At 45.2% G+C, this 24,470-nt stretch carries 22 protein-coding genes; 7 read left to right on the top strand and 15 right to left on the bottom strand.

Annotated features, from left to right (window positions below):
* Positions 1-60: 60 nt before the first annotated feature.
* Positions 61-951, bottom strand: a complete 891-nt coding sequence (locus GGD38_RS03930; protein ID WP_375299329.1) for an AraC family transcriptional regulator — start codon at positions 949-951, stop codon at positions 61-63.
* 287 nt (positions 952-1,238) lie between these two features.
* Here GGD38_RS03930 and GGD38_RS03925 point away from each other — a divergent pair, with 287 nt between their 5' ends.
* From GGD38_RS03925 to GGD38_RS03915, 3 genes are all read left to right on the top strand, one after another.
* Positions 1,239-2,639: a TolC family protein gene (locus GGD38_RS03925; protein WP_375299330.1), complete on the top strand. Its 1,401-nt coding sequence runs from the start codon at positions 1,239-1,241 to the stop codon at positions 2,637-2,639.
* A gap of 14 nt (positions 2,640-2,653) precedes the next feature.
* Positions 2,654-5,878, top strand: a complete 3,225-nt coding sequence (locus tag GGD38_RS03920) for an efflux RND transporter permease subunit (protein WP_375299331.1) — start codon at positions 2,654-2,656, stop codon at positions 5,876-5,878.
* 248 nt (positions 5,879-6,126) lie between these two features.
* Positions 6,127-7,284: an efflux RND transporter periplasmic adaptor subunit gene (locus GGD38_RS03915; protein WP_375299332.1), complete on the top strand. Its 1,158-nt coding sequence runs from the start codon at positions 6,127-6,129 to the stop codon at positions 7,282-7,284.
* Between the two features lie 283 nt (positions 7,285-7,567).
* Here the strand turns inward: GGD38_RS03915 and GGD38_RS03910 are convergent, their stop codons facing one another.
* The 8 genes from GGD38_RS03910 to GGD38_RS03875 all read right to left on the bottom strand — a co-directional run bounded on the left by GGD38_RS03910 (position 7,568) and on the right by GGD38_RS03875 (position 13,838).
* Positions 7,568-7,840, bottom strand: a complete 273-nt coding sequence (locus tag GGD38_RS03910) for a phosphoribosylpyrophosphate synthetase (protein ID WP_375299333.1) — start codon at positions 7,838-7,840, stop codon at positions 7,568-7,570.
* A gap of 78 nt (positions 7,841-7,918) precedes the next feature.
* Positions 7,919-8,539 (bottom strand): alpha/beta hydrolase, encoded by a 621-nt coding sequence (locus GGD38_RS03905; RefSeq protein ID WP_375299334.1) that lies wholly within the window; start codon positions 8,537-8,539, stop codon positions 7,919-7,921.
* Positions 8,540-8,541: 2 nt separating this feature from the next.
* A complete protein-coding gene (locus tag GGD38_RS03900) occupies positions 8,542-9,480 on the bottom strand; it encodes a ring-cleaving dioxygenase (RefSeq protein WP_375299335.1) in 939 nt (312 codons plus the stop codon).
* A gap of 75 nt (positions 9,481-9,555) precedes the next feature.
* Positions 9,556-10,092 (bottom strand): YceI family protein, encoded by a 537-nt coding sequence (locus GGD38_RS03895; RefSeq protein ID WP_375299336.1) that lies wholly within the window; start codon positions 10,090-10,092, stop codon positions 9,556-9,558.
* Positions 10,093-10,351: 259 nt separating this feature from the next.
* Complete coding sequence (locus tag GGD38_RS03890; protein ID WP_375299337.1) at positions 10,352-10,894, bottom strand: YceI family protein; 543 nt, start codon at positions 10,892-10,894, stop codon at positions 10,352-10,354.
* 112 nt (positions 10,895-11,006) lie between these two features.
* Entirely contained in the window at positions 11,007-12,107 is a 1,101-nt protein-coding gene (locus GGD38_RS03885; RefSeq protein ID WP_375299338.1) for a serine hydrolase domain-containing protein, read from the bottom strand.
* 23 nt (positions 12,108-12,130) lie between these two features.
* Entirely contained in the window at positions 12,131-13,003 is an 873-nt protein-coding gene (locus GGD38_RS03880; protein WP_375299339.1) for a helix-turn-helix transcriptional regulator, read from the bottom strand.
* A 178-nt stretch (positions 13,004-13,181) separates the two neighbouring features.
* Positions 13,182-13,838: a metal-dependent transcriptional regulator gene (locus tag GGD38_RS03875; protein WP_375299340.1), complete on the bottom strand. Its 657-nt coding sequence runs from the start codon at positions 13,836-13,838 to the stop codon at positions 13,182-13,184.
* Between the two features lie 121 nt (positions 13,839-13,959).
* Here GGD38_RS03875 and GGD38_RS03870 point away from each other — a divergent pair, with 121 nt between their 5' ends.
* The 4 genes from GGD38_RS03870 to GGD38_RS03855 all read left to right on the top strand — a co-directional run bounded on the left by GGD38_RS03870 (position 13,960) and on the right by GGD38_RS03855 (position 17,515).
* Positions 13,960-15,159, top strand: a complete 1,200-nt coding sequence (locus GGD38_RS03870; protein ID WP_375299341.1) for a di-heme oxidoredictase family protein — start codon at positions 13,960-13,962, stop codon at positions 15,157-15,159.
* A 13-nt stretch (positions 15,160-15,172) separates the two neighbouring features.
* Positions 15,173-15,619, top strand: coding sequence for a ubiquinol-cytochrome c reductase iron-sulfur subunit (locus GGD38_RS03865; RefSeq protein WP_375299342.1), 447 nt, complete (start codon positions 15,173-15,175; stop codon positions 15,617-15,619).
* Positions 15,616-16,842, top strand: a complete 1,227-nt coding sequence (locus GGD38_RS03860) for a hypothetical protein (RefSeq protein ID WP_375299343.1) — start codon at positions 15,616-15,618, stop codon at positions 16,840-16,842. Before GGD38_RS03865 ends, GGD38_RS03860 begins: the two co-directional genes overlap by 4 nt.
* 106 nt (positions 16,843-16,948) lie before the next feature.
* Positions 16,949-17,515 (top strand): dihydrofolate reductase family protein, encoded by a 567-nt coding sequence (locus GGD38_RS03855; protein WP_375299344.1) that lies wholly within the window; start codon positions 16,949-16,951, stop codon positions 17,513-17,515.
* Here GGD38_RS03855 and GGD38_RS03850 read toward each other — a convergent pair.
* The 6 genes from GGD38_RS03850 to GGD38_RS03825 form a co-directional block, all read right to left on the bottom strand.
* Positions 17,512-18,618: a VWA domain-containing protein gene (locus tag GGD38_RS03850; protein WP_375299345.1), complete on the bottom strand. Its 1,107-nt coding sequence runs from the start codon at positions 18,616-18,618 to the stop codon at positions 17,512-17,514. The two genes, GGD38_RS03855 and GGD38_RS03850, sit on opposite strands and share 4 nt — an antisense overlap.
* Before the next feature lie 123 nt (positions 18,619-18,741).
* Complete coding sequence (locus tag GGD38_RS03845) at positions 18,742-19,629, bottom strand: AAA family ATPase (protein ID WP_375299346.1); 888 nt, start codon at positions 19,627-19,629, stop codon at positions 18,742-18,744.
* Positions 19,630-19,807: 178 nt separating this feature from the next.
* On the bottom strand, positions 19,808-20,641 hold the full coding sequence (locus GGD38_RS03840; RefSeq protein WP_375299347.1) for an FAD binding domain-containing protein: 834 nt from the start codon (positions 20,639-20,641) through the stop codon (positions 19,808-19,810).
* A 198-nt stretch (positions 20,642-20,839) separates the two neighbouring features.
* Positions 20,840-23,212, bottom strand: coding sequence for a xanthine dehydrogenase family protein molybdopterin-binding subunit (locus tag GGD38_RS03835; protein WP_375299348.1), 2,373 nt, complete (start codon positions 23,210-23,212; stop codon positions 20,840-20,842).
* A gap of 222 nt (positions 23,213-23,434) precedes the next feature.
* Entirely contained in the window at positions 23,435-23,920 is a 486-nt protein-coding gene (locus GGD38_RS03830) for a (2Fe-2S)-binding protein (RefSeq protein ID WP_375299349.1), read from the bottom strand.
* A gap of 36 nt (positions 23,921-23,956) precedes the next feature.
* Entirely contained in the window at positions 23,957-24,409 is a 453-nt protein-coding gene (locus GGD38_RS03825) for a CoxG family protein (RefSeq protein WP_375299350.1), read from the bottom strand.
* Positions 24,410-24,470: the final 61 nt, after the last annotated feature.

The following is a 24,470-nucleotide window of genomic DNA, read 5'->3' as shown; positions in this document are numbered from 1 at the left end:
GTTGCAGGGAATACAGGAAATAAAGGCCCTGGAACCTGTAACGTGAAACCTGTAACGGCTTTAAGCAGTAGCCGCAATCACCATCTGCCGGTCGAACATAACCTGTTTGCGGAAGCCGGTGGGGCTAATGCCTTTGTACTTTTTAAAGATGCGGTTTAAATGGCTTTCATCGGTAAAATGTAATTCAAAGGCAATCTCGTTAATTCGCATATTGCTGTGCAGCAATCTTGTTTCTACCAGTTTTAATTTGTAGTTGGTAATATAATTCTGTAAGGTTTCCCCGGTATGCTTTTTAAAATACTCGCTGAGATAATTTACCGAGATCTGGAAGGTGCTGGCAATTAACTCGGCCTTTAATAACTCGGGTTTATAAATATTGGCCTGTACATAATGAATGATCTTCAACGTGGTTTCATCGTTGTTTGAATCAAACGTCATTTTCTTTGGTACTTTAATATACAGGTTGCGTGCTACAATCGATAATACCGTATTCACCATTTGTTGAATGATCTCCTGGTGATAGGGGTCTTTATTGATATGTTCTTTTATTAAACCATCAATTAATGCTTTCACTAAAACCCGGTCGTTCATTCCTTTTAGAATACAGCCTGGCGAATGCGTGGTATTATGAAAAATGAACTCCAGCTTTTTTATCCATTCGCTTTGCTGGCTGGTTGCCTGTTCATTTTGTGATTTGAAATAAATATCATTAAAGCGGATCAGGAAAAACTTGGTAGTTGTTCTTACCGTCAGTTTATGTGAGTCTTGTGGAGTAAGTAAGAACAAATGTCCGTTACGATATTCAAACTTGTTCTTATTAATGCAGTGTGTGCCGCTACCATCAATAATATAACACAGTTCAAAGAAGTTGTGCTTGTGTGCCGGTTTAAGACATTCGTCTGTTTCTTTATATACTATCTCAAAAGGCTGGTGGAGGTTCTCCGTGTTCATGCCTGTAAAAGTACAGAAATAACCCAAAATTGTACAAGGGAAAATTGAAGACCTATTTGCATTTTTACATTCCTATTATAAATTGAATTGCCAACTACATTGATTACCTGCCTAAAGAACAAGGGGCAAACATACTGTCTTCTACTACGATGCTGCCATTAAAAATAGATTAAAAGGTGAATGAGCACATATCACCGTTAACGATCAATTAACAACCAAACATGGTCTTACGCGAAAGAAATTACAGGTCGCATTTTCTAATTACAGCGAGAACCCAAAAAAGTACTATGCGTGTTATTGCAGTACCTGTATTGGCAATGTTGTTGTTTGCATTCGACAACCGGGTCAATGCACAATCATCACAACCATTATTATTATCAGATGCAATTAATTCCGGATTAAAAAATTATCAAAGCATAAAGGCAAAGCGCAATTATCTTAGTGCGTCTTCTGCTATGGTGCAAAATACCCGCAATGAATATTTGCCCAATATCATTGCTTCGGTACAACAGGATTATGGTACCATCAACGGTTCGTATGGTCCATTAGCGGCAGTAGGTATACCGGGTGTATCATCGAGCGGCCCTACAACCAGTTCTCAAAATTGGAATTCTTCATTTGGTTCATTGTACTTTATAAATTCCAACTGGGAGTTCTTTACGTTTGGCCGGCTAAAATCAAAGATCAGTTTAGCAAGTGCACAGGTGCAAAAAGATTCGGCAGACCTTATGCAGGAGCAATTTGTTCATAGCGTAAAAATTGCCGGCGCTTACCTGAACCTGCTTACTACACAACGACTGGTGCAAAATGCACAAGCTAATCTCGACAGGACCATGTTTGTGCAACAGGCAGTTACTGCGCGCACCCGTTCGGGTTTAAATGCAGGCGTTGATAGTTCCATTGCTAATGCAGAAGTATCACGCGCCAGGTTGGTGCTTATAGATGCAAAAAACAGCGAACTGCAGGTGCGTAACCAGCTGGCACAGTTGCTAAACGTGCCGCCGGCTGCGTTTAGCTTAGACACTTCTTTTATTAATACTATACCCGGCGAGGTGAGAACCAATACGTCGATTACGCAAAACCCGCAGGTGAAATTTTACCAATCGCGTATTAACCAGAGTGATGTGGCAACGGCGTATCTTAAAAGAAGCATTTTGCCGGGTGTGAACCTGTTTGGTATTATTCAAACAAGGGGTTCTGGTTTCGATTATTCGTATAACCCGGCAACCAATCCCAAATACTCGCATGATTATTTTGAAGGTATAAAGCCAACCCGCACCAACTATGTGGCCGGTTTGTCTATAGCCTGGAATATTACCAGCATTGCGAAGATCAGGCACCAGGTTAAAGCACAACAATTTATTACAGAAGCATACAAAAGTGAATATGACCAGGTTACCACACAATTGCAAGACCAATTGATACTGGCCGATCAGCGCATCGACAACAGTTTGCAAAGTTTGCATGAGGTGCCGCAACAGTACCAGGCGGCTGCCGATGCCTTTTTGCAAAAAAGTGTTTTGTATAAAAATGGTTTAACCAACATCGTTGATCTGCAACAGGCGCTGTTTGCGCTGAACCGGGCAGAAACCGACAGGAGTGTGGCCTATATCAATGTATGGCAGTCGTTGTTGTTGAAATCGGCTGCAAGTGGTGATTTCGATCTGTTCATCAAACAAGTTAAGTAAGAGGAAAATAATTTATGAATCTGATTAGATTAGCATTACGGAAACCTATAACGATACTGGTATTGGTAGCGGGGTTGTGCTTTTTTGGAATTAGTGCGGTGAAAAAGATCAAGATCGACATCTTCCCGGCGCTCGATCTGCCAGTAATTTATCTCTCGCATCCTTTTGGTGGTTATACCCCTACCCAAATGGAAGCTTTCTTTGGTAAGAACTATGTGAACCTGTTATTATATGTATCCGGTGTAAAAAGCATCGAAACAAAAAATATACAAGGTCTAACGTTAATGAAGCTTTCTTTTTACCCCGGCACCAACATGGCGCAGGCCGCTGCCGAGGTAAGTGCGTTCAGTAATCGTGCGCAGGCGATCTTTCCCAATGGCTCGCAGCCGCCGTTTATCCTGCGCTTCGACGCCTCTACGCTGCCGGTAGGGCAGCTGGTACTGGCCAGTAAAACCCGCAGCAATAACGAACTGATGGACCTGGCGAACGTGTATGTGCGTTCTTCCTTTACTTCTATTCCCGGTTTGGTTTCACCCGCGCCATTTGGCGGTAACGTTCGTACGGTGGTGATAAAGGCCGACCCTGAATTAATGCGGGCGCATAACTTAACACCCGATCAACTGGTGCAGGCCATTCGCATCAACAACCAAACAACCCCTTCGGGTAACGTACGGGTGGGCGATGTAAACTATATAACTCCTGTAAATACACTAATAAAGACCATCAAAGATTTTGAGAACATTCCTTTATTTAAGGGAGGCGTTCAAAACCTGTACCTGCGTGATGTAGCAAGTGTTGAAGATGGCGCCGATATTACTGCAGGTTACGCGCTGGTAAACGGAAAACGCTCGGTGTACCTGCCTATTACCAAAAGCGCTGATGCCAGTACCTGGGAAGTGGTGCAAAACCTTAAAAAGGCGATCCCTAAATTCCAGGCGCAGTTACCAGATGATGTATCACTGTCGTATGAATTCGACCAATCGGTATATGTAATAAACGCGGTAAAGAGTTTGATCTCTGAAGGCGCTATTGGCGCTATTCTTACCGGCCTGATGGTATTGTTATTCCTGGGTGATGCACGCGGCGCATTGATAGTGATCTTAACAATTCCTGCGTCCATCATTTCGGGCGTGTTGTTCCTGTCGCTGTTTGGGCAAACCATCAATATCATGACCTTAAGCGGTCTGTCACTGGCAATTGGTATCCTGGTCGATGAAAGTACGGTGACCATTGAAAATATACACCAGCACTTTGCCATGGGTAAGCCCAAAGCGCTGGCCATATGGGATGCGTGTAAGGAGATCGCATTTCCCAAGTTGCTTATCCTTTTGTGTATTTTGGCGGTTTTTGCGCCTGCGTTTACCATGAAAGGTATACCGGGTTCCTTGTTTCTGCCGCTGGCGTTGGCCATTGCCTTCTCCATGATCACTTCCTATTTTCTTGCACAAACCTTTGTACCGATCCTGGCTAACTGGATCATGAAAATAAATCCGCATCACATTCATACAGCCAGGGAAGTACAGGCAATGAAAAACCTGGAAGGTGATACCTGGGACCAAAAGAAAGTGCTGCTGGAGAGAGATGAAAAGAAATTGTCGCGGTTTGAAAAATTACGCAACCGGTTCCTGCGCTTCCTGGAACGAATATTACCGTACCGTAAACCGGTAGTGATAGCATATATAGTATTGGTGAGTGGTGCAGCGGTATTATTACTTTCGAACATTGGCCGCGACGTATTGCCAAGGACCGACTCGGGACAATTCATGTTACGCTTACGTGCCCCCGAGGGTACCCGTATAGAACGTACGGAAGGTATTATGGTAAAAGCGCTCAATGCCCTGGATTCTATTGTTGGTAAAAAGAACATTTCCGTTTCATCGGCCTATATAGGACAGCATCCGGCGTTGTTTAGTACCAGCCCTATTTACCTGTTCATGAGCGGGCCACATGAGGCTGTTGTACAGGTACAGCTGGAGGAAGATTTTGAAGAAAGCGTTGAGGAAGTGAAAGAAAAGATCAGGGCTAAGTTAAGCAAGCTGATGCCGGATATAAAATTGTCATTCGAACCTATACAATTAACCGATAAGATCTTAAGCCAGGGCTCGCCCACACCGGTTGAGATCAGGCTTTCGGGCAGAAACAAAAAATTAAATGAACAGTACGCTGGCAAACTGATCGCGAAACTGAAGGAGATCCCATATATGCGCGATGTACAGTTGGGCCAGAGTACCAGGTACCCTGCTATCAATATCAATATCGATAGAACAAGGGCTTCGCAACTGGGTGTTGATGTAACAGATATCTCCCGGTCGCTGATCGCTTCAACCTCATCTTCGCGTTATACCGATAAGAATATCTGGGTTGATGAAAAATCGAACCTGAGTTATAGCGTACAGGTGTTGGTGCCTGAAAATAAAATGACCAGCGTAAGCGCCATTGGCGAAATACCCATTCTGAGCAATTCACCCCGGCCGGTGTTAAGCGATGTAGCTACTATTACACCTGATACTACGTATGGTGAGAACGACAACGTGGGCGCTATTCCTATGTTGAGCGTTACAGCTAACCTGAACAATACCGATTTGGGTACAGCAACAAGGGATGTTCAAAAAGTGATTCAATCACTTGGTGAATTACCACGCGGGTTAACCGTTGAGCCTAAGGGGTTGAGTGAAGTGCTTACCGAAACATTAGACAGCCTGCAGAACGGTTTGTTGGTTGCTATTGTGGTGATCTTCCTGATGCTGGCAGCTAACTTCCAGTCGTTCAAAGTATCGGCGGTGATCTTAGCCACCATACCGGCGGTAATATTAGGATCGCTCATCATGTTAAAGCTAACCGGTTCTACCCTTAACCTGCAATCGTATATGGGTATCATTATGTCGGTGGGGGTATCTATTGCCAACTCGGTACTGTTGATCACTAATGCAGAACATTTGCGCTTGCATAATGGCAATGCATGGGAGAGTGCCCGCGAAGCTGCGGCGCTGCGGTTACGCCCGATATTGATGACCACCATTGCGATGGTGGCCGGTATGATACCAATGGCCTCTGGTTTGGGTGAAGGCGGTGATCAGGCTTCGCCACTGGGCCGTGCCGTTATTGGCGGTTTGATCGCTTCTACTTTTGCAGCCTTATTTATTCTGCCCATGGTATTTGCCTGGGTGCAGGGTAAAGCTTCTACGCAGTCGGTTTCTTTGGATCCTACTGATAAAGAGAGTAAGTTTTATGAAGCGTGAAACGTGAAACGGCAAACAGTCGTGAAACGGCAAACGTGAAACGTGAAAGTCCTATACCCGGGACTCAGAATTAGCAGTCGGCAATCTAAAAAGTTTTGAGTGCTGCAAGGTCGCAAGCAAATCTCAAGGTTCGCGAGTCTTTTCACGTTTGCCGTTTCACGTTTCACGACTTGACAAGCGGTAAAACAAAATAAATTATAAACGGTTTTAGATATACTAATTTGTTCGAACATCATAGAAAACAGCATATGCAACTGAGAAATTTAATACATAACGTTTATTCGTTCACCCCTAGCCGACTGGTAAAAGGAAGCACGGGCTTCATGTTGATAGGCGCCGGCTTGCTTGGTTTGTTACAAAGCTGTAACTCTTCAAACGGCGAAACGCCTGTTAAAGAGGCTGCCCCCGTGGTAGCCACTACAGAAGTAGTGACCCTTCAAAAAGGCATGCTTTCTTCTTCCCTTCAAATCCCTGGTGAGCTGCTTGCTTTTCAACAGGTTGACCTGTATGCAAAAGAGAACAGCTTTGTACGGAAGTTGTTTGTAGATGTTGGTTCTGAAGTAAAGGCCGGGCAACTGCTGGTTTCTATGGAAGCGCCTGAGCTGGGTTCACTGGAAGCGGCAGCACAGTCGAGATTAAAATCGCAGGAAGCATTATACATTGCCAGCAAGTCGAATTACGAACGTTTGCTGGAGACCAGCAAAACACCTGGTACCATTTCACAAAACGATCTGGACCAGGCCATGGCAAAAAAGAATTCTGATTTTGCACAATGGGATGCGGCCAAAGCGCAATCGCGCGAAGTAGCCAACAGAAAAGCATATCTGGAAGTAAGAGCGCCTTTTAATGGCGTCATTACCGCACGTAACGCCAACCCCGGCGCTTATGTAGGCCCTTCAGGTAAGGGTTCTGAGTTCCCTTTGTTCACATTACAGGAGCAAAAGAAATTGCGTTTGGTGATCTACGTGCCCGAAGCGTACACCGGTTATTTGAACCAACAGGACAAAGTGAAGTTTACGGTAAATGCATTTCCAAACGAAAAATTCACTGCCCAGGTAAAAAGGCTGGCCGGTGCGCTTGATCTTCGCCTGCGTTCTCAACGTATTGAAATGGACGTAACCAATGACAACAAAAAACTGTTGCCAGGCATGGTGTCGAATGTGATCATTCCTTTATCAACCAAGGATAGTACGTTCATTTTACCCAAATCGGCTATTGTAAGCTCGCAGGAAAGAGTATTTGTAGTTAAGGTAGTAAACAACAAAGCGGTGTGGGTAGATGTTAAAAAAGGACGCGAGAACGATGGTAAAGTAGAAGTGTTTGGTGAACTGAGTGCCGGCGATACAATTGTTAAAGTTGGTAGTGAGGAAGTAAGAGATGGTTCTACTTTGAACATTAAGCAATAATTGTTGTTATTATATACGTCACAGGTTACAGTTCATTGTATAAATTTTAGTTTAGTTGGTTATTTCATGGCAGGTCTTAGTTTTTAAGGTAGGTTTAGTTAGACGAATTAGATTTTGTGTAGAATGAAAAAAAGCAAAAAAGCCTTCCCGACACATCTGGAAGGCTTTTCTTTTAATTTCTTAGTGCCTGCTGCAATTAATTATGAGTTTGCACTAAGGACCTTGTCAACTCGTTAACCTGTTAACTTTTCAACTTTATTCTCTCATGTAACTGTTGTAAAAATTAAGCATTGCTTTCATCGGCATACGTTCCATAGCCATTCACCAAAATACCCAATGCGCCCGATGGTGCTTCAATAGCATACACAGCGGCTTCATCGGCCGGGTCGCTGGGCCCTTCAAATCTGTATATCTCTACTATTTCAAAATCTTCGTGGCTCAGTTGAGTATCCAGTTGATCGCAGGCCAGGCGGTTGCCCCTGATATTGAAATCGAGTGTGTAACCGCGCTTTTTCAGATCGGCAACTGCTTCGGTGATGGTGTCGTATGCGTACATAACTTTAAGGTTTTGATTATATTTTGATAACCCGAGCTCCCACGGGTTAACGGGGATGACTCGGGTTGATCAAAGTTATTATTTATTGAAGATTATTTCACTCACCACATCGATCTCATCCTGGCTAATGGTATGACCCATGCCTTTGTATATCTTCTTTGTCACCGCTGCGTTCATGCCGGTAAGAATATCAGCTGATGCATTTACTCTTTCCACGGGTACGTGTGGGTCGGGATCACTGGTACCGATAAAAACGGGCGTTCCGGCAAAATCTCCATTGTAATTTTCATTATATATTTTATCGCCAATCAATCCGCCGGTGAAGGCTACCACACCACCATAGCGGGTGGCATTGCGGGTAACAAATTCCAACGTTAAACAGGCGCCCTGTGAAAATCCCAGGAAATAAATATTCTCTGGTTTTATGCCACTGGCTTCTACTTCAGCTACAGTATCCTTCACCAGGGCCAGTGCGCCCGACAGGTATGGTTCGTTATCTTTTGGCGCTGCCAGAAAAGAATACGGGTACCAGGTATTATTAGTGGCCTGGGGTGCAAACAGGGCAAAGTCTTTAACCGGCAAATAAGTCGCGAGCCCCAGAATATCTTCCGCACTGCCGCCTCGTCCATGTAACATTACCAATGCTTTTGTCGCTTCGCCTGTTTGCTTTCCAGTCCGTATAATTTGTTTTGTATGCATAGTTACTGTATCAGTTTGGGTAACACCTTTTCAATAGTAGCCCTTTCAGCTTCGTACTGAGCGGGCAGTTTTAAACTGGTACCCAGTGTATTCACATCTTCATCAACTGCAAAACCGGGGTTATCGGTAGCCAGTTCAAACAACACACCACCTGGTTCGCGGAAGTACAATGAGAAGAAGTAATTCCGGTCAATTTTAGGTGTTATATTATAACCTGCACTTGCAATTTTATCGTGGAAGTGCATCAATATTTCATCATTCTTTACTCGGAAGGCTACGTGGTGATTGGTACCACCGGCAACCAGTCCGTGCGTTACTTCTGGTTCTTCAACCAGGTCAACGATAGCGGCATTTTCTACGGTATCCGTTACAAATCGGTAGCGGTTACCATCCTGCTGCAATAATTTGTAACCGAAGATATCGGTAAGAATGCTGGCAGTAGGTTTAATGTTCCGCAACGTGAGCACAATGCTGTGAAAGCCTTTTAAGGCAACATCTTTATTGATCTCACTGGTTTCCCAGGGAGTACGGGTATCTTCAACTTTAGGTTCTATCAGTTGTATGCGTAAACCGTCCGGGTCTTCAAAGCGAAGGATCTGTTCGCCGAACTGTTCGTCAATTTGTCCAAAACGTACCTGGTATTTTTCGAAGTGTTTGGTCCAAAAGTCGAGACTGCCTTTGGGAACCGCATAACCAATGTCGGTAGCCATACCGGTTCCAACACGTCCGGGTTTTACATGGGTCCAGGGGAAGAAGGTAAGAATGGTGCCAGGAGTACCATTTTCATTACCATAGTAGAAGTGATAGGTACCCGGGTCGTCGAAATTCACCGTTTTCTTTACCAGTCTTAATCCGAGTGCTTTAGTATAAAAGTCGTAGTTGCGTTGGGCTTCGCCGGCTATAGCCGTAATGTGATGTATGCCCAAAATTTTATCTTCCATAGTTGTAAATTCTAATGAGTTTCAGGTTTCAGGTTTCAAGTTCCAGGGTAACCCGGAACTTGAAACTCGAAACATTTATGAGGCTTGTTTTACCAACTGAATTTCAGCATTCAGCTTAATATCGTCGCCTACTACCACATTACCAGCTTCAGTCACTGCGCTCCATGTTAAGCCAAACTCTTTTCTGCTTATTTTACCGGTTACAGTAAAACCAGCTTTTGTTTGTCCGTAAGGGTCAACTACCACACCACCTGCTTCTACATTCAGGGCAACTGGTTTGGTGATACCTTTAATTGTCAAATCGCCGTGTAATTTGCCTTCATCGCCCTGAACATCCAGTTTAGTGCCTTTAAAAGTGATCTGGTTATGATTGGCGGCGCTGAAAAAGTCATCAGATTTAAGGTGACCGTCTCTTTGCTCGTTGTTAGTGTCTATTGATGATACATCGATAGTTACATCTATTTTACCGGGCTGACTGAAATCGCTGCCTGCAGTTTCAGCAGTTACGTCAAACTTTTTGAATTGTCCCGATACGGTACTGATCATCAGGTGTTTTACTTTAAAAGTGATTTCAGAGTGCATTGAATCGAGGGTCCATTTAACTTGTGACATTGTTTTGATATTTTTTGGTTGTTATTATTTATTGACTCCACAAATTTCGCCCGAAAACAGGGGCCGGAGAATAGTGATATAATGGAATCTGTTGTACATTTTATGGAAAGGCTAGTGGCGAGTGGTAAATGGCTAGTGGGGAAAGGCGTAAATGCATAAAAGCCAGCGGGATATACCTACTGGCTTTTGTAAATTTTTGAATGCTGCTAAATATTTTGAATTGCGAATTTGAGTCCCACTAGCCACTCGCTACTTACCACTAGCTGAGCTTTAACAATTGCAGATCACAATGCACTTTTACCTCATCGCTTAATAATAATCCATTCTTATCGAACAGCTGGTTCCAGGTGATATTGAAATCCTTCCTGTTCAGTACGGTATCCATTTCGAATGCCGCTTTGGTATTACCCATTGGGTCGGCGCACATACCTAAAAAAGTAGCATTGAAAGTATAGGGATGCTCTATGTTTTTAACAGTTAAGATGCCGTTCACGGTTATGTTCTTTTCCTGCATGGTAACCGAGGTTGAGCGGAACTGGATAACAGGATATTGTTTGGCATCGAAGAAATCGGGCGAACGTAAATGATTGTCGCGCTCTTCATTGCCGGTGGTCAGCGAGTGCGCATATATAGTAAGCTGAATGGCACTGTTCTCAAAACCATCACAACCACTTACCAAGGTGCCTTCAAACTCCCTGAACCAGCCCGATACCGATGTGATCAACAGGTATTTGGCATCGAACCTGATGGTTGAGTGAATGGGGTCAATGGCCCAGGTTGCTTGTTTATCTAATGTGTTCATAAAAATTCAATGTGTAAAGTAACAGAAAATCATTTCCCCGGTCAATTGATGATCAACGGATGTTGATGTACAATTCATGGATAAGGCGGGAATGTGCGGCTGAGTACGTAGCCTATAGTTGTTTGGTTAGTTTATCTATCATTATATGTAGATACTTAAGTTCTTGCCGGTCACGATTTGGCCGGTCGAGCAGGGTACCTGCTACGATCACCATTTCGAGGTCGGGTACTACAACGATCAATTGACCCATGGCGCCGCTGGCAAAATACATCTGGTGGCCATTGGTTGTTCTTCGCCACCAAAAATAACCATATCCATTGGCATTGGGAAGTATGTCCCAGTAATTGAGCCGCGCCTGTAGTGCGGTTGATTCCTCTATCCAGCGCTGTGGTATAACCTGCTTATTGCCCACCTTACCTTTATTCAAATACAACAAGCCAAAACGCATCATGTCTTGTGCGGTGAGGTAACTTTCAGAGCAACCCTCGTTGCGGCCCATAGGATCTACATCCCAACGTAAGCTTGTAATACCAGCCGGATCGAACAGGTTTTTCTGCGCAAATGACCTTGTGTTCGTATGCGTTGCTTTATCCAGTGCTGCCGAAACTATAGATGTGGCCGGGCTGCAATACACAAATTTTGTTCCCGGGGTATCTATAAATTCCAGTTCGAGTGCAAACTTCACCGGGTCGCTTGAATTGATAAAGGCGCCTACCAATGGGCCAAAGTCGCTCCATTGAAACCCCGGTTGCATGGTAAGCAGGTGTTTTAACGTAAGGGTATTTCTAACAGAATCATTATATTTTTTATACTCCGAATACCATACAGGTCCATTGGGTGATACACTACGCTGTTTATTATATTCCGGAAAGAATTTCATTACCGGCGTATTTACACTGGGTATTAGTTTTTTTTCAATGGCAATACCTGTAAGTGCCGATACCACGCTTTTAGTGATTGATTTAATATTGTACCAGAAATCGGGCTTTGCGCCATTGAAATAATGTTCATATACAATGCCTCGTTTGCGCCAAACCATAAAAGCACCCAATGCCTTGCTGCTGTCTTCCAGTTCTTTGGTAAAAGAATCGAGGAACCCGGCTTTAAAACCTGCAGAATCAGGAGAAAAGGTTTTTAAGGGTTGAGGAACAAACTGCGCAAATGAGAAATTAAAAACAAACAGACTAATAAACAGAATGGTTAAGCGGATCATGGTATGTTGTTGGTAGATGAGAACTAAGCACTTTGATTTTTAGCTCTGAAATCGCTAAAGCTTTCACCCGAAGCATTTTTGAAATACTTACTAAAATGCGCCGTATCATCGAACCCCAGCTGGTAGGCGATCTCTTTCATAGTAACACTTGAATACACGGCCTGGCGTTTTGCTTCCAGAATGATGCGTTGTTGTATGTGATGACTGGCAGGGGAACCGGTTATTTTCTTTACTACTTCATTGAGGTGGTTGGGCGTAACGGCCAGCTCTTCGGCATAATCGGTAACCATCTTCTTTGTGGTATAATGTTTTTCTACCAGGGCAAAGAATTGTTTTACCAGGTCGATACTTTTCGATTGGGCTTCACTTTCTTTAGGCCGTTCAAACTGGCGGGTAAGGTATATAAGGAAGATCTTTAGAAAACCGCGCAGGATCTCTGCACGCAGTATAAAAAAGTTATTGAACTCTTTCAGCATTTTTGCAACGGCATCGCCCATTTCAACACTCATTTCCTCACTCACTTTTATTACCGGCGAATTGGAAAAAGTGTAGAAAAGACCGGTATTGAACAGCAGGTCGTAGTTCTCTTCGGCCACACCCAAAAATTCGGCCATGAACGAGATCACATAACCTTCTACTTCGCCCGTTGTGTTCAGTTGATGCACCTGTCCCGGGGTAATACAATATACCGTATTATCTTCCAGTTCATATTTCTCCAGGTCAATCAGGTGGGTACCCGATCCTTTTTTTACCCAGATGATGACAAAATAATTATGGCGGTGTGGAATGGAATTTTGCTGGAACCGGTTCTGCGCTATCCATTCCATGGTGTGAATTTCGAAAGGTACATTCACTACCGACTTACTCAATTCCAGTAAAGGATTATTAACGGCCATGGTTATTCTTTGAAAAGGGCAGAATGGTAAATGATTTTGTTGGTCAATCGGCAATCGGCAATCGGCAATCGGCAATCGGCAATCGGCAATCGGCAATAATTTGGAGATGCAAGGTCGTAAATAAATCTGAACATTCGCGAGGCCACTCACCACTCACCACTCGTCATTCACCATTCACCTACTCGCTGATCAATAAACTATTGGCAACCTTAAAACTTACGATCACCGATTTTTTCCCCTTCAGCACCAGGGTAAAATTCTTATCAAATTCTTCCACTTCTTTCACCTTAATAGAGTCGCCCAGGGAAAGACCAATTTTATCAAGGTAATTCAGAAATGCCGATGAGTGGTCGGTAACACCCGTGAACTTACCCTGACTGCCTGGCAATAAAGACGCCAGCAATACCGATTTGCTGATGGCAAATACGCCTTTGGCATCGGGAATGGGGTCGCCATGCGGATCGGTTTTAGGAAAATCGAGATAGGCATCCAGTTTATCTATCAGCTCCAGGCTATGGATGTGTTCCAGCTGTTCGGCAATATCATGCACCTCATCCCACCGGAAGCCCAGTTTGTCAACCAGGAAAACTTCCCACAGGCGGTGTTTGCGAATAATGCCGATGGCGGCTACTCTGCCTTTTTCAGTAAGCTTAAACCCTTTCGATTTTTGATAGGCCACCAGCTTCTTGTTACTCATCTTTTTTAGCATGTCGGTAACAGATGCCATGTGTATACCTAAAACCTGCGCCAGGGCCGAGGTGGCCACCATTTCACCATTGGCTTCCTGCAATTTATATATGGCTTTCAGATAATTCTCTTCTGCTGATGAATGCACGGTGCTTTCAATTTCCGGCAAATTAAAGAAAGATGCACAAAAGCTATAATATTAGGCTAGCCTAATATTTATTATTTTGTTAATCTAATTAATTATTTTTGGGCAACTTTAACTCTTGTATATGGCAAAGAAATGGGTGGTAATGGGTTCACTTATCACGATTATTGTAGCTGCGCTGGCCTGCGAAAAAATGTTGCCGAAGGCGCCGGCCGATGATGAGATCCTTGATGGTCCCGTTGAGGGCCTAACCGGCGAACAGCATCAAATGTTCCTTAGGGGCGATATTGCATTCAACGACGATGTGTTTACAAAGGAAAACGGCCTTGGCCCCCTGTTTGTTTCTACTTCCTGTGGCAGTTGCCATGCCGGTGACGGTAAGGGACATCCGTTCACCACGCTTACCCGGTTCGGACAAAGCGATAGTACCGGTAACCATTTCTTACACCAGGGCGGGCCGCAGTTACAAAACCGCGCCGTTCCTTCTTTTATGCCGGAACAGATACCGCCCGGCGCTACCTTTTCAAAATTTACACCGCCTGCCAATACTGGTCTTGGTTTTTTAGATGCAGTGCCCGACAATACCTTATTATCAATGGCCGACGAGCACGATGCCGATGGCGATGGTGTATCCGGGCGTGTAAATTGGATAACGCTGCCTGCGTATATTACCTATCGCCCCGGCACCGTGGAGAAGAACAATAAATACATTGGCCGCTTTGGTAAGAAAGCGGCGGTATACGACCTGATGCAACAAACCGCCAATGCCTATAACCAGGATATGGGTATTGTTTCGTCTTACGAACCGTATGATTCGTATTTGCACGAAGACCTTGACCCCGAGGTAACCAATCAGAAGGTGCTTGATTTGGTGTTTTACTTAAGAACGCTAAAAGCGCCGATACAACGTAACCAGAACGATGCCGAAGTGATCAATGGAAAGCAACTATTCATTAATGTTGGCTGTGCCAAATGCCATACCCCCGAATTAAAAACCGGCGACTATTCCATTGCGGCGCTGGCCAATAAAACCTTTCAACCATATACCGATCTGTTGCTGCACGATATGGGTAGTGGATTGAACGACGGCTACACCGAAGGTTCGGCGCATGCTGAAGACTGGCGTACACCGGCATTATGGGGACTGGGACTTTCAAAACGTTCGCAGGGCAAACAGTACTTTTTATTACATGATGGCCGTGCCACCACTATTGAACAGGCCATTACAGCGCATGGGGGAGAAGGGCAGGGTAGCAATAACCGCTTTCAACAATTATCGGCCAGTGACAAAGCGCAACTGATAAAATTCCTTGAATCATTGTAAACCAAAAACATAAATGAACCGCCGACAATTTATTGCAAAAAGTTGTGCAGCATGCCTGGGCACTGCGACTGTATCGGCCATGGTGTCGTCATGCGCATCAACCCGCTATACCAGTGGCACCATGGGTAAAGATGGATTGACGATAAGCATGGATGAATTCAAAATAAAAAAACAGGGCCAAATGGCTTATCATCCGTTCATTATTGTAAGGAACGAGAGCCTGCAATATCCCATATACGTATATCGCTTTGGCGAAACCGAATACAGCGCTTTATGGATGCGTTGTGCGCACCAGGGTGCAGAGCTGCAGGCCGCAGGCGATCAGTTGCATTGCCCGGCGCATGGCAGCGAGTTCAGTAATACCGGAAAAGTTACCAACGGTCCGGCCGATAAGGACCTGCGCAGCTTTCCCGTTACGGTAAACAATAATGAATTATTTATTGACCTCAGAAAACCATGAAGAAATATTACCTGCTTATAGTAGCTGTTTGCCTTGCCAACACATTGCTTGCGCAAATTGATCCTTCCTTGTTACGGCGCACGCCCAAAGATACCAGTGGCACTCAAATGAATATGGATGCCATTTACAACCGCCCCTTTTTGCAAATGGGCAAATTGCCGGTGGCCGTTGGGGGGTATGTTGAAGCCAACTACCAATACCTGAAACAGGATGGTATTAGTGAAGGCCACCAGTTTCAAATGCGGCGGCTGACATTGTTTGTTTCTTCTTCTATTTATAAAAGAATAAAATTCCTGAGTGAAATAGAATTTGAAGATGGCACCAAGGAGATCAACATAGAATTTGCGTCGGTTGATTTTGAGTTCTCCCCATTGCTAAATTTTCGCGGTGGGGTAGTAATGAACCCTATAGGCGCCTTTAACCAAAACCACGATGGTCCTAAATGGGAGTTTATCGACCGGCCCATATCGGCCACGCAAATGTTGCCCGCCACGTGGAGCAATGTTGGGTTTGGTGTATTTGGAAAGAAGTATGCCAAGGACTGGGTATATGCGTATGAGGCTTATCTTACCAATGGGTTCGACGATCAGATCATCAATAATGCAGATGGCAAAACGTTTTTACCCGCTTCCAAAACAAACCCCGAACGATTTGAAGAAAGTTTTAATGGCAGTCCGCTCTTTACTGGTAAAGTAGCAGTAAAGAACCGCAAGATAGGGGAGATAGGTTTGTCGTACATGGGTGGTATTTATAATAAGTATGAAGACGATGGGCTGGTGCTTGATAAAAAACGACAGCTGAATGTGTTTGCGGTTGATTTTAATACCACGCTGCCAAAAACAAATACATTTATCAATGGTGAATGGGCCTGGGTGCATGTTGATGTACCCGATACTTATACCGAACAATTTGGCCGTAAACAACAGGGCGGTTATGTAGATATTGTACAGCCGGTAATTAAAAAGCCCATGATGGGTTTTGAAAATGCAGTGCTGAACCTGGCGCTACGGCTGGAGTATGTTGACTGGAACAAAGGCACATTCAAATCAACCGGTGGTAATATTTCCGATGATGTGTTTGCCATTGTACCGGCTGTTAGCTTTCGCCCAACGGCGCAAACGGTTATTCGATTTAATTATCGCCGTCATACACAACACGACCTGCTGGGTAACCCACCGGCTAAACTGGGTGGGTTTCAGTTCGGGTTCTCTACGTATTTTTAATTGACGGAATCGCCCCTTGAGATTGTCGCAATATGCCCCCGCAAAAATGGGTTTTCAGCAGTAGGTTTGTATGGTAAAACATTACAAAACAAATCAACTAAATTATATGCGTCCACTAGTATCATTTATGCATGTTTCGCTGGATGGTTTTGTTACTGGCCCTAATGGAGAAATGAACTGGATAAAAGTAGATGATGAGATCTTCGATTATGCCGGAGAACGTACCAGTAAGTCAGATACTGCATTATATGGCCGGGTTACCTGGGAAATGATGGAGGGGTATTGGCCAACCGCTGCCGATAAACCCAATGCCTCAAAACACGACATTGAACATTCTACCTGGTATAATAAGGTTGATAAGGTGGTGCTGTCGAAAACTATGGAGGGCAAACAACTGCCCAATACCATTGTGATAAGTGATGATATAGAGCACCGCGTAAAAGCATTGAAGCAACAGGCCGGAAAAGAGATCATCATTTTTGGCAGCCCCGGCGCCGTGCATTCACTGTTGGAATATAACTTAATAGATGAGTTTTGGGTATTTGTAAATCCCATATTGGTGGGCAAAGGCACACCCTTGTTTAAAAATGTTCAGCAGATAACGAAGTTGCAGTTGGTTGGTAGTAAGGCTTTTTCGTGTGGGGTAGTTTGTCTTCACTATAAGAAGGCTTAAATCCACCTGGCTAACCTTCTAAGGCTATCTATGTTGTATACAGGCGCAAATACATCCACGAAAGGCATTGCGGCTTTCATGCCTGCCGCTTCGGGGCGGTAGGCGGCATAGCCGGCCAATGGGTTTAACCAAATAACTTTTTTTGCCCTGGCATGAATTTGATGCATGCTTTGTTGAAGCATTTCGATATTACCGGTATCCCAGCCATCGCTAAGAATAATTACAACGGTTTTTGAATCGATGAGTTTGTTGCTATGCTCATTAACGAACGTATTGAGCGATTCACCGATGCGGGTGCCACTGTTCCAACCGGCGTTTTCGCGGCTCAGTAATTCCAGCGCTTCCCCAAAAAGTTTTTGCTTTAACATAGGAGTAATGCGTTGCAGCGTGGTGCTGAAGATAAACGTTTCCATACGAAGGTATACCTGTTGAAAGGCATACATAAATTGTAACAGGAAGGCGGAATACAGTTCCATTGATTTACTTACATCGCAAAGCATCAGCAGTTTTACCCGGTTGCGTTTGGGCCGGCGATGTATGATATCTATAAGTTCACCACCACGGCGCAGGTTCTTGCGTAAGGTTTGCCGAAGATCGGGCAGGTCTATTTTATTTGAGGCTTCGTACCTGCGGTTGGCTTTGGCGGCCAGCCGCCGCGAGAGGCTGCGAATGTATTTCATCAGTTCAGCCACTTCATGGTCGGGCACGGCAGAAAAGTCTTTTTGCGACAGGGATTCCTGGGCGCTATAGCTGGCGGTTTCTTCCGTTTCTTTTTTCTGATTGCCTTTTAGCCAGGCGCTGAGTGACGCAAATTGCGCTTGTGGCGTTGGTGGTTTTTTCTTTTCTTTCTTTTTTGCATCCAGCTGTTTATCGAGCCGTTTCCAGTACTGGCGAAACAATTCATCAAAATCATCGAGGTTACGCTTGCTTCGGCAAATGATCATCTTTAACAACAAAAAGAATGATTCATGGCTGGTATAATTGAAATGCTGCAACGATTGCAGCATCATTGTTTCTTCTTCTATACCTACTGTAAAATCATTCTGCCGGAGATATCTGCAGAATTGAACTATGTTTTGTGGCAATGAAGTTAGCCTATGCATAATTGTTTGTTAGCAGGTTGTAGGTAAGCGAAGTATGAGGTAGGAAATACGAAGTACGAGTCTTGCGAATTCGGGCATGTCTTACTTCTTACATCCTACTTCTTTTACTTTATATCAAACAAGCTAAATTTTAGTAATAACTCCCGTTCGCTCCAACAACTCCTCTAACGACATCTGCACTTGTCTCGTATCCTGCCATTCCTTCAACACCACACCCAGCGTTTGTTCAATGATGGTTTTATCGAGGTGGTCGATGTGCAGGGCCGAGAGGGCCATGGCCCAGTCGAGCGTTTCGGCAAGGCCGGGTGTTTTTTCCAGTTTCATTTTTCGCAACTCCTGCATAAAGCGGGTGATCTGTTCACCGAGCTTTGCATCTATACCCGGCACTTTATTTTTTACGATCAGCCATTCTTTATCAAAATCAGGATAATCGATATACAAATACAAACAACGCCGCCGCAGGGCTTCGCTTAGTTCGCGGGTGCGGTTACCGGTGAGAATGACCTGGGGAATGTGGGTGGCTTTAATAGTACCAATTTCAGGAATGGTGATCTGCCAGTCGCTCAATACTTCCAGCAGAAAGCTTTCAAATTCTTCATCACTTCTGTCTACTTCATCTATCAGCAGCACCGGTTTTTTTGAGTGGGTAATGGCCTGCAACAGGGGGCGCTTCATAAGAAAGGGTTCACTGAAAATAGTGCGTTCCTTTTCATCAATGGAATGCGTATCGTGCTCCGTCATTTTTAAATGAAGCAGCTGGCGCTGGTAATTCCATTCGTACAAGGCATGGGTAGCATCGAGCCCCTCGTAGCATTGCAGCCGAATAAGATCGGTTTGCAGGGCGTTGGCCATTACCTTGGCGATCTCGGTTTTACCTACACCGGCCGGCCCTTCAATAAGCAGGGGCTTTTGTAGTTGTAGCGACAGAAATACCGACATAGCGATTGCTTTATCAGTAATATACCCCTGTTGTTGAAGCATTTGTTGTATATCGGTGAGCTGGGGAGTCAAAAGAATTAGTTTGTAGTTTGAGGTTTATAGTTTGTTGTTGCTGGCGCGTTTTGGAGTTCCTCACTAATCACAGTCTTCTGATAATTCGGGATTTCGGGTTACTGAAATTAATGAGCGTTCTCGAATAAAAGAACTACAAACCACAAACAATAAACCACAAACTGTATTTCAGTGTCTTTCACTTTACTTCAAGTAAAGCCTTTCTTAAAAAAACCTTCGCCAAATGCCTTCTATACGGAACCGATGCGTAATGATCACCCAGTACATCTACGTTTTGTAAAGCGGCATCCAGCGCCGCAGTCAGGTTTTCATCATTGATAGGTTTTCCGCTGAGGGCCTGTTCGGCGCCGGTATCGCGAAAGGCATTTTCTCCAACACCGGTAAATGCGATGTTGGTTTTTCCATCGGCAAAACGAACAACTGCACAACCTACCAGGGCATAGCGCGATGCGGGTTGGGCAAACTTCTGGTAAGTGCCTTTTGTTCCATCGGCAGGCAAAGGAATACGCACTGCGGTAATGATCTCGTTTGGTTGCAGGGCGGTTGAGAACAATCCGGTAAAGAACTCAGTTGCTTTTATTCCTCTGCGTCCGCTGCTGCCCTGTACTTCAATGGTTGCATCGGCGGCCAGTATCAACGCGGGCCAGTCGGCCGATGGGTCGGCATGTGCAATGCTGCCGCCAATGGTACCATAATTACGCACCTGTATATCACCGATGGTTGATGCGCCTTCAGTGAAAAAAGGCAGATGCGTTCTTATGAGGTTATGATACATAATATCGGCATGGGTAGCGGCTGCGCCAATCACTATTTCGCCATCTTCTTCCTTAATATCTTTTAACGCGGTAATGCCGCCAATATCTACCAACTTACCGGGGCGGCTTAGCCGAAGCTTCAACGCAGGTATCAGGCTATGGCCACCGGCCAGTATTTTGGTATCGTCGTTTGATAAAGCGGCAATGGCTTCATCAACGGTTGTTACTTTTTCGTATTCGAATGTTGCTGGAATCATATTATCTTCTAATTAGATTGTGTACTAATTTTTATGTTTAGTGTTTGTAGTTGGCAGTCGTGAAACGGCAAACGTGAAACGTGAAAGGATTTCCGAATTTGGTGACTCGCTTCTGCGGCAATCGTGAATCGGCAATCGGCAATAAAGCCTTGCTCGCGAGGCTCGCCATACTAGTTAACTCGTCAACAAGTCAACTCGTCAACTATTCATAGCATTCCATACCCTCTCACTAGTCAACGGCATCCTAATATCCTTAACCTGATGCCCTCCACTCCAAAGCGCATCGATGACGGCATTTACAATGGCCGGGGCAGAACCGATGGTACCTGCTTCACCAGCGCCTTTTACACCCAGCGGGTTGTGCGGGCAAGGCGTTACCTGGCTGGCGGTTTCAAACATTGGCAGATCGTCGGCACGCGGCATGCAGTAATCCATATACGAAGCATTGGTAAGCTGACCGTTTTCATCGTATTCGGCGCCTTCAAACAAAGCCTGGCCAATACCTTGCACCACACCACCATGGATCTGTCCTTCCACGATCATGGGGTTTATTACATTGCCCACATCATCAACGGCAACAAAACGCTTTATCGACACCTTGCCGGTTTCCTTATCAACCTCTACCACGGCAATATGACATCCGAATGGATAGGTGAAATTGGCAGGATCATAAAAACTGCTGAAATCGAGCCCCGGCTCCAGGTCCTTCGGATATACATGCGGTACATAGGCCGTGAGCGCTACTTCGCCGAACCCAACCGATTTATCGGTACCTTTTACGGTAAACCTGCCCGAGGCAAATTCAATATCATCGGCGCTGGCTTCGAGTTTATGAGCGGCTATTTTCTTTCCCTTTTCAATTATTTTTTCGATGCTTTTTATAATGGCGCTGCCACCAACGGCCAGGCTGCGGCTCCCATAGGTGCCCATACCAAAGGCTACGCTGTCGCTATCGCCATGCACAATTTCAACATCATCGAGGTTGATGCCCAGTTTATCGGCCACAACCTGTGCAAAGGTGGTTTCATGACCCTGCCCATGTGAATGGGCGCCGGTGTACACGCTTACCTTACCGGTTGGCTGTACACGAACATGTCCCGATTCGAAGAGACCCGCCCGGCAACCAAGCGCCCCTACGATCGCAGACGGCGCAATACCACAGGCTTCTATATACGTTGAAAAGCCAACACCTACCAGTTTGCCATTATTGGCGGCTTCCTGTTGCTGGCGGCGTACGTCGGCATAGCCCAACATTTCTAAGCCCTTTTTTAAAACCCCTTCATAATTGCCGCTGTCATATTGCAGCGCTACCTGCGTTTGATAACCGGGTTGCTGTACTCCATCGAATGGCGGAATGAAGTTTTTGAAACGAAGTTCTGCAGGGTCTGCCTTCATTTCAAGTGCCGCCAGATCGAGCAGCCGTTCCAGTAAGTATGTGGCTTCGGGGCGGCCGGCGCCACGATAGGCGTCAACAGGTGTTGTATTGGTGAATACAGCTGTTACATCAACATTTATTTTGGGCGTAGTATACAATCCTTGTAGCAGGGTGCCATGCAAATAAGTGGGCACGCAGCTGCTGAAGGTTGATAAATAGGCACCCAGGTTGGCATAGGTCTTTACCCGCAGGGCAACGATCTTTCCTTCGGCATCAAAACCCATTTCAGCTTTGGTAACATGATCGCGGCCATGGGCATCGAGTAAAAAGCTTTCGGTCCTTTCGGATGTCCATTTAACGGGGCGGCCAATTTGTTTACTGCACCAGGTAAGCAATGCTTCTTCGGTATAGTGAAAGATCTTGCTGCCAAAACCACCGCCAACATCGGGACTTATAACCCGTACTTTATGTTCGGGAATACCCAGTACAAATGCGCACATCAGTAAACGGATGAGGTGTGGGTTTTGCGAGCTGGTATATAAAGTATATTTCTCACTAACAGGGTCGTACGAACTGTTATAACTGCGTGGTTCTATGGCGTTGGGCACCAGTCGCTGGTTCACAAATTCGAGTGTGGTAACGTGGGCGGCCTGGTCCATAGCAGCGTTCACTTCTTCAATGGGGTTGCCCAGCGTCCAGTCGAAACTTTTATTATTGGGCACATCATCATGCACCAATGGGGCGCCGGGCTGAACTGCTTTGGCGGCGTCGATAACGCAGGGCAGTTCTTCCATTTCAACCGTTACCGCTTCGGCGGCGTCGGTAGCCTGTTCTTTTGTTTCTGCAATAACAATGGCAATGGCATCGCCCACATGGCGGGCCTTATCGGCAACAAGCAAAGGGTGCTTGGGCTCTTTCATAGTATCGCCATTTTTGAAATTCACCTGCCAGCCGCAGGGAACGCCATTTGTGTTAGCCAGGTCGGCGCCGGTATAAATGGCTATCACGCCGGGCATTTCTTTGGCGGCGCTGGTATCAACGCTCAGGATCTTTGCGTGGGCGTACTGGCTTCTTACAAATACGGCATATGTTTGATGTGGTAATATAATATCATCGGTATAATTACCATGGCCGGTAATGAACCGTTTATCTTCAACCCGTTTAACGGCTCGGCCGATTAGTCCGTTGGTACTCATATGTTGAATTAAGAATGTTTAATGATAGATTGAATGATTGATGATCATAGGAGGCTTTTCGTGAAACGTGAGACGGCAAACGTGAAAGGGCTCGCGAGTTTTGAGATTTATATGCGATCTTGCGTTACCCGAAATTTATAGCCGGTTGCCGACGCTAATTATGAGTTCCGGATATAGGACTTTCACGTTTCACGTTTGCCGTTTCACGATTGCCGGCTGGTCTCAATGCACCACTGCATGTTCCTTCAATTTCTCAGCCGCATATAATACAGATTTAACTATATTATGATACCCCGTACACCTGCAAAAGTTTCCCTCCAGCGCATGGCGAATATCATTTTCAGTTGGCTGCGGATTGTGTTGCAGCAGGTCGGCGGCGGTCATTATCATACCGGGTGTGCAGAAGCCGCATTGCAATCCGTGGCATTCTTTAAATCCTTCCTGTAGTGGATGCAGATCGCCGTTGTGCGATAAACCTTCAATTGTTGTTATTTGGCAGCCATTGGCCTGTACGGCCAGCATGGTGCAGCATTTGGTGGCTTTGCCATTTACGTGAATGGTGCAGGCGCCGCAGCTGCTGGTATCGCAACCCACATGCGTGCCTGTTAGGCGAAGCACATCGCGCAGGTAGTGAACCAGTAAAAGCCTTGGCTCAACCATGTGACTGTATTGTACACCATTGACTGTTACTTGTATTCTGGTGTTCATTGAGTATAGTTTAATATGTTTTGAACAATATGATTATTAAGGCGCAGGTTCTTTGTCGAGTTCTTTTTCCAGGTTTGAAAAAAATTGTTTGGCGAGCGTGTTCGACACCCCACCCATAACCCGGTTCCCCAATGAAGCCAGCATGCCGGTTAATTTTACATCGCCATCAAATATGATCTCGGTATCGTTATCGCCCACCGGCGTAAGGTTAATGGCAATAGCGGCATTGGCATTGCCAATTTTGCTGTTCTGTTGTGTTTTTATGGTAAATGCACTTGGTTCCTGCAGATCGTCGAGTTGCAGGTTGCCGGTAAAGGAACCGCTTACCGGACCCAGTTTTATATCGAGAATGGATTTATAGGTATGATCGCCTGTTTGCTCGAGCCGGGAAACGCCGGGCACTATATGTGCGAGGGTATCCTTATTCATTAGAATAGCCCAAACCCTGGTGGGCGCTGCATGTAATACATGTTTCCCTGCTAGCTGCATATGGCATAGTATTAATGGTGGCAGGGAACGGAGAAGAAGGCAATCGTTTTTTTCCTCCTTT

This window comes from Niastella sp. OAS944 (assembly GCA_024809215.1).
Lineage (GTDB): Bacteria > Bacteroidota > Bacteroidia > Chitinophagales > Chitinophagaceae > Niastella.
The sequence above is the reverse complement of the archived record's forward strand: the minus strand, read 5'-3'. Positions and strand labels throughout refer to the sequence as shown.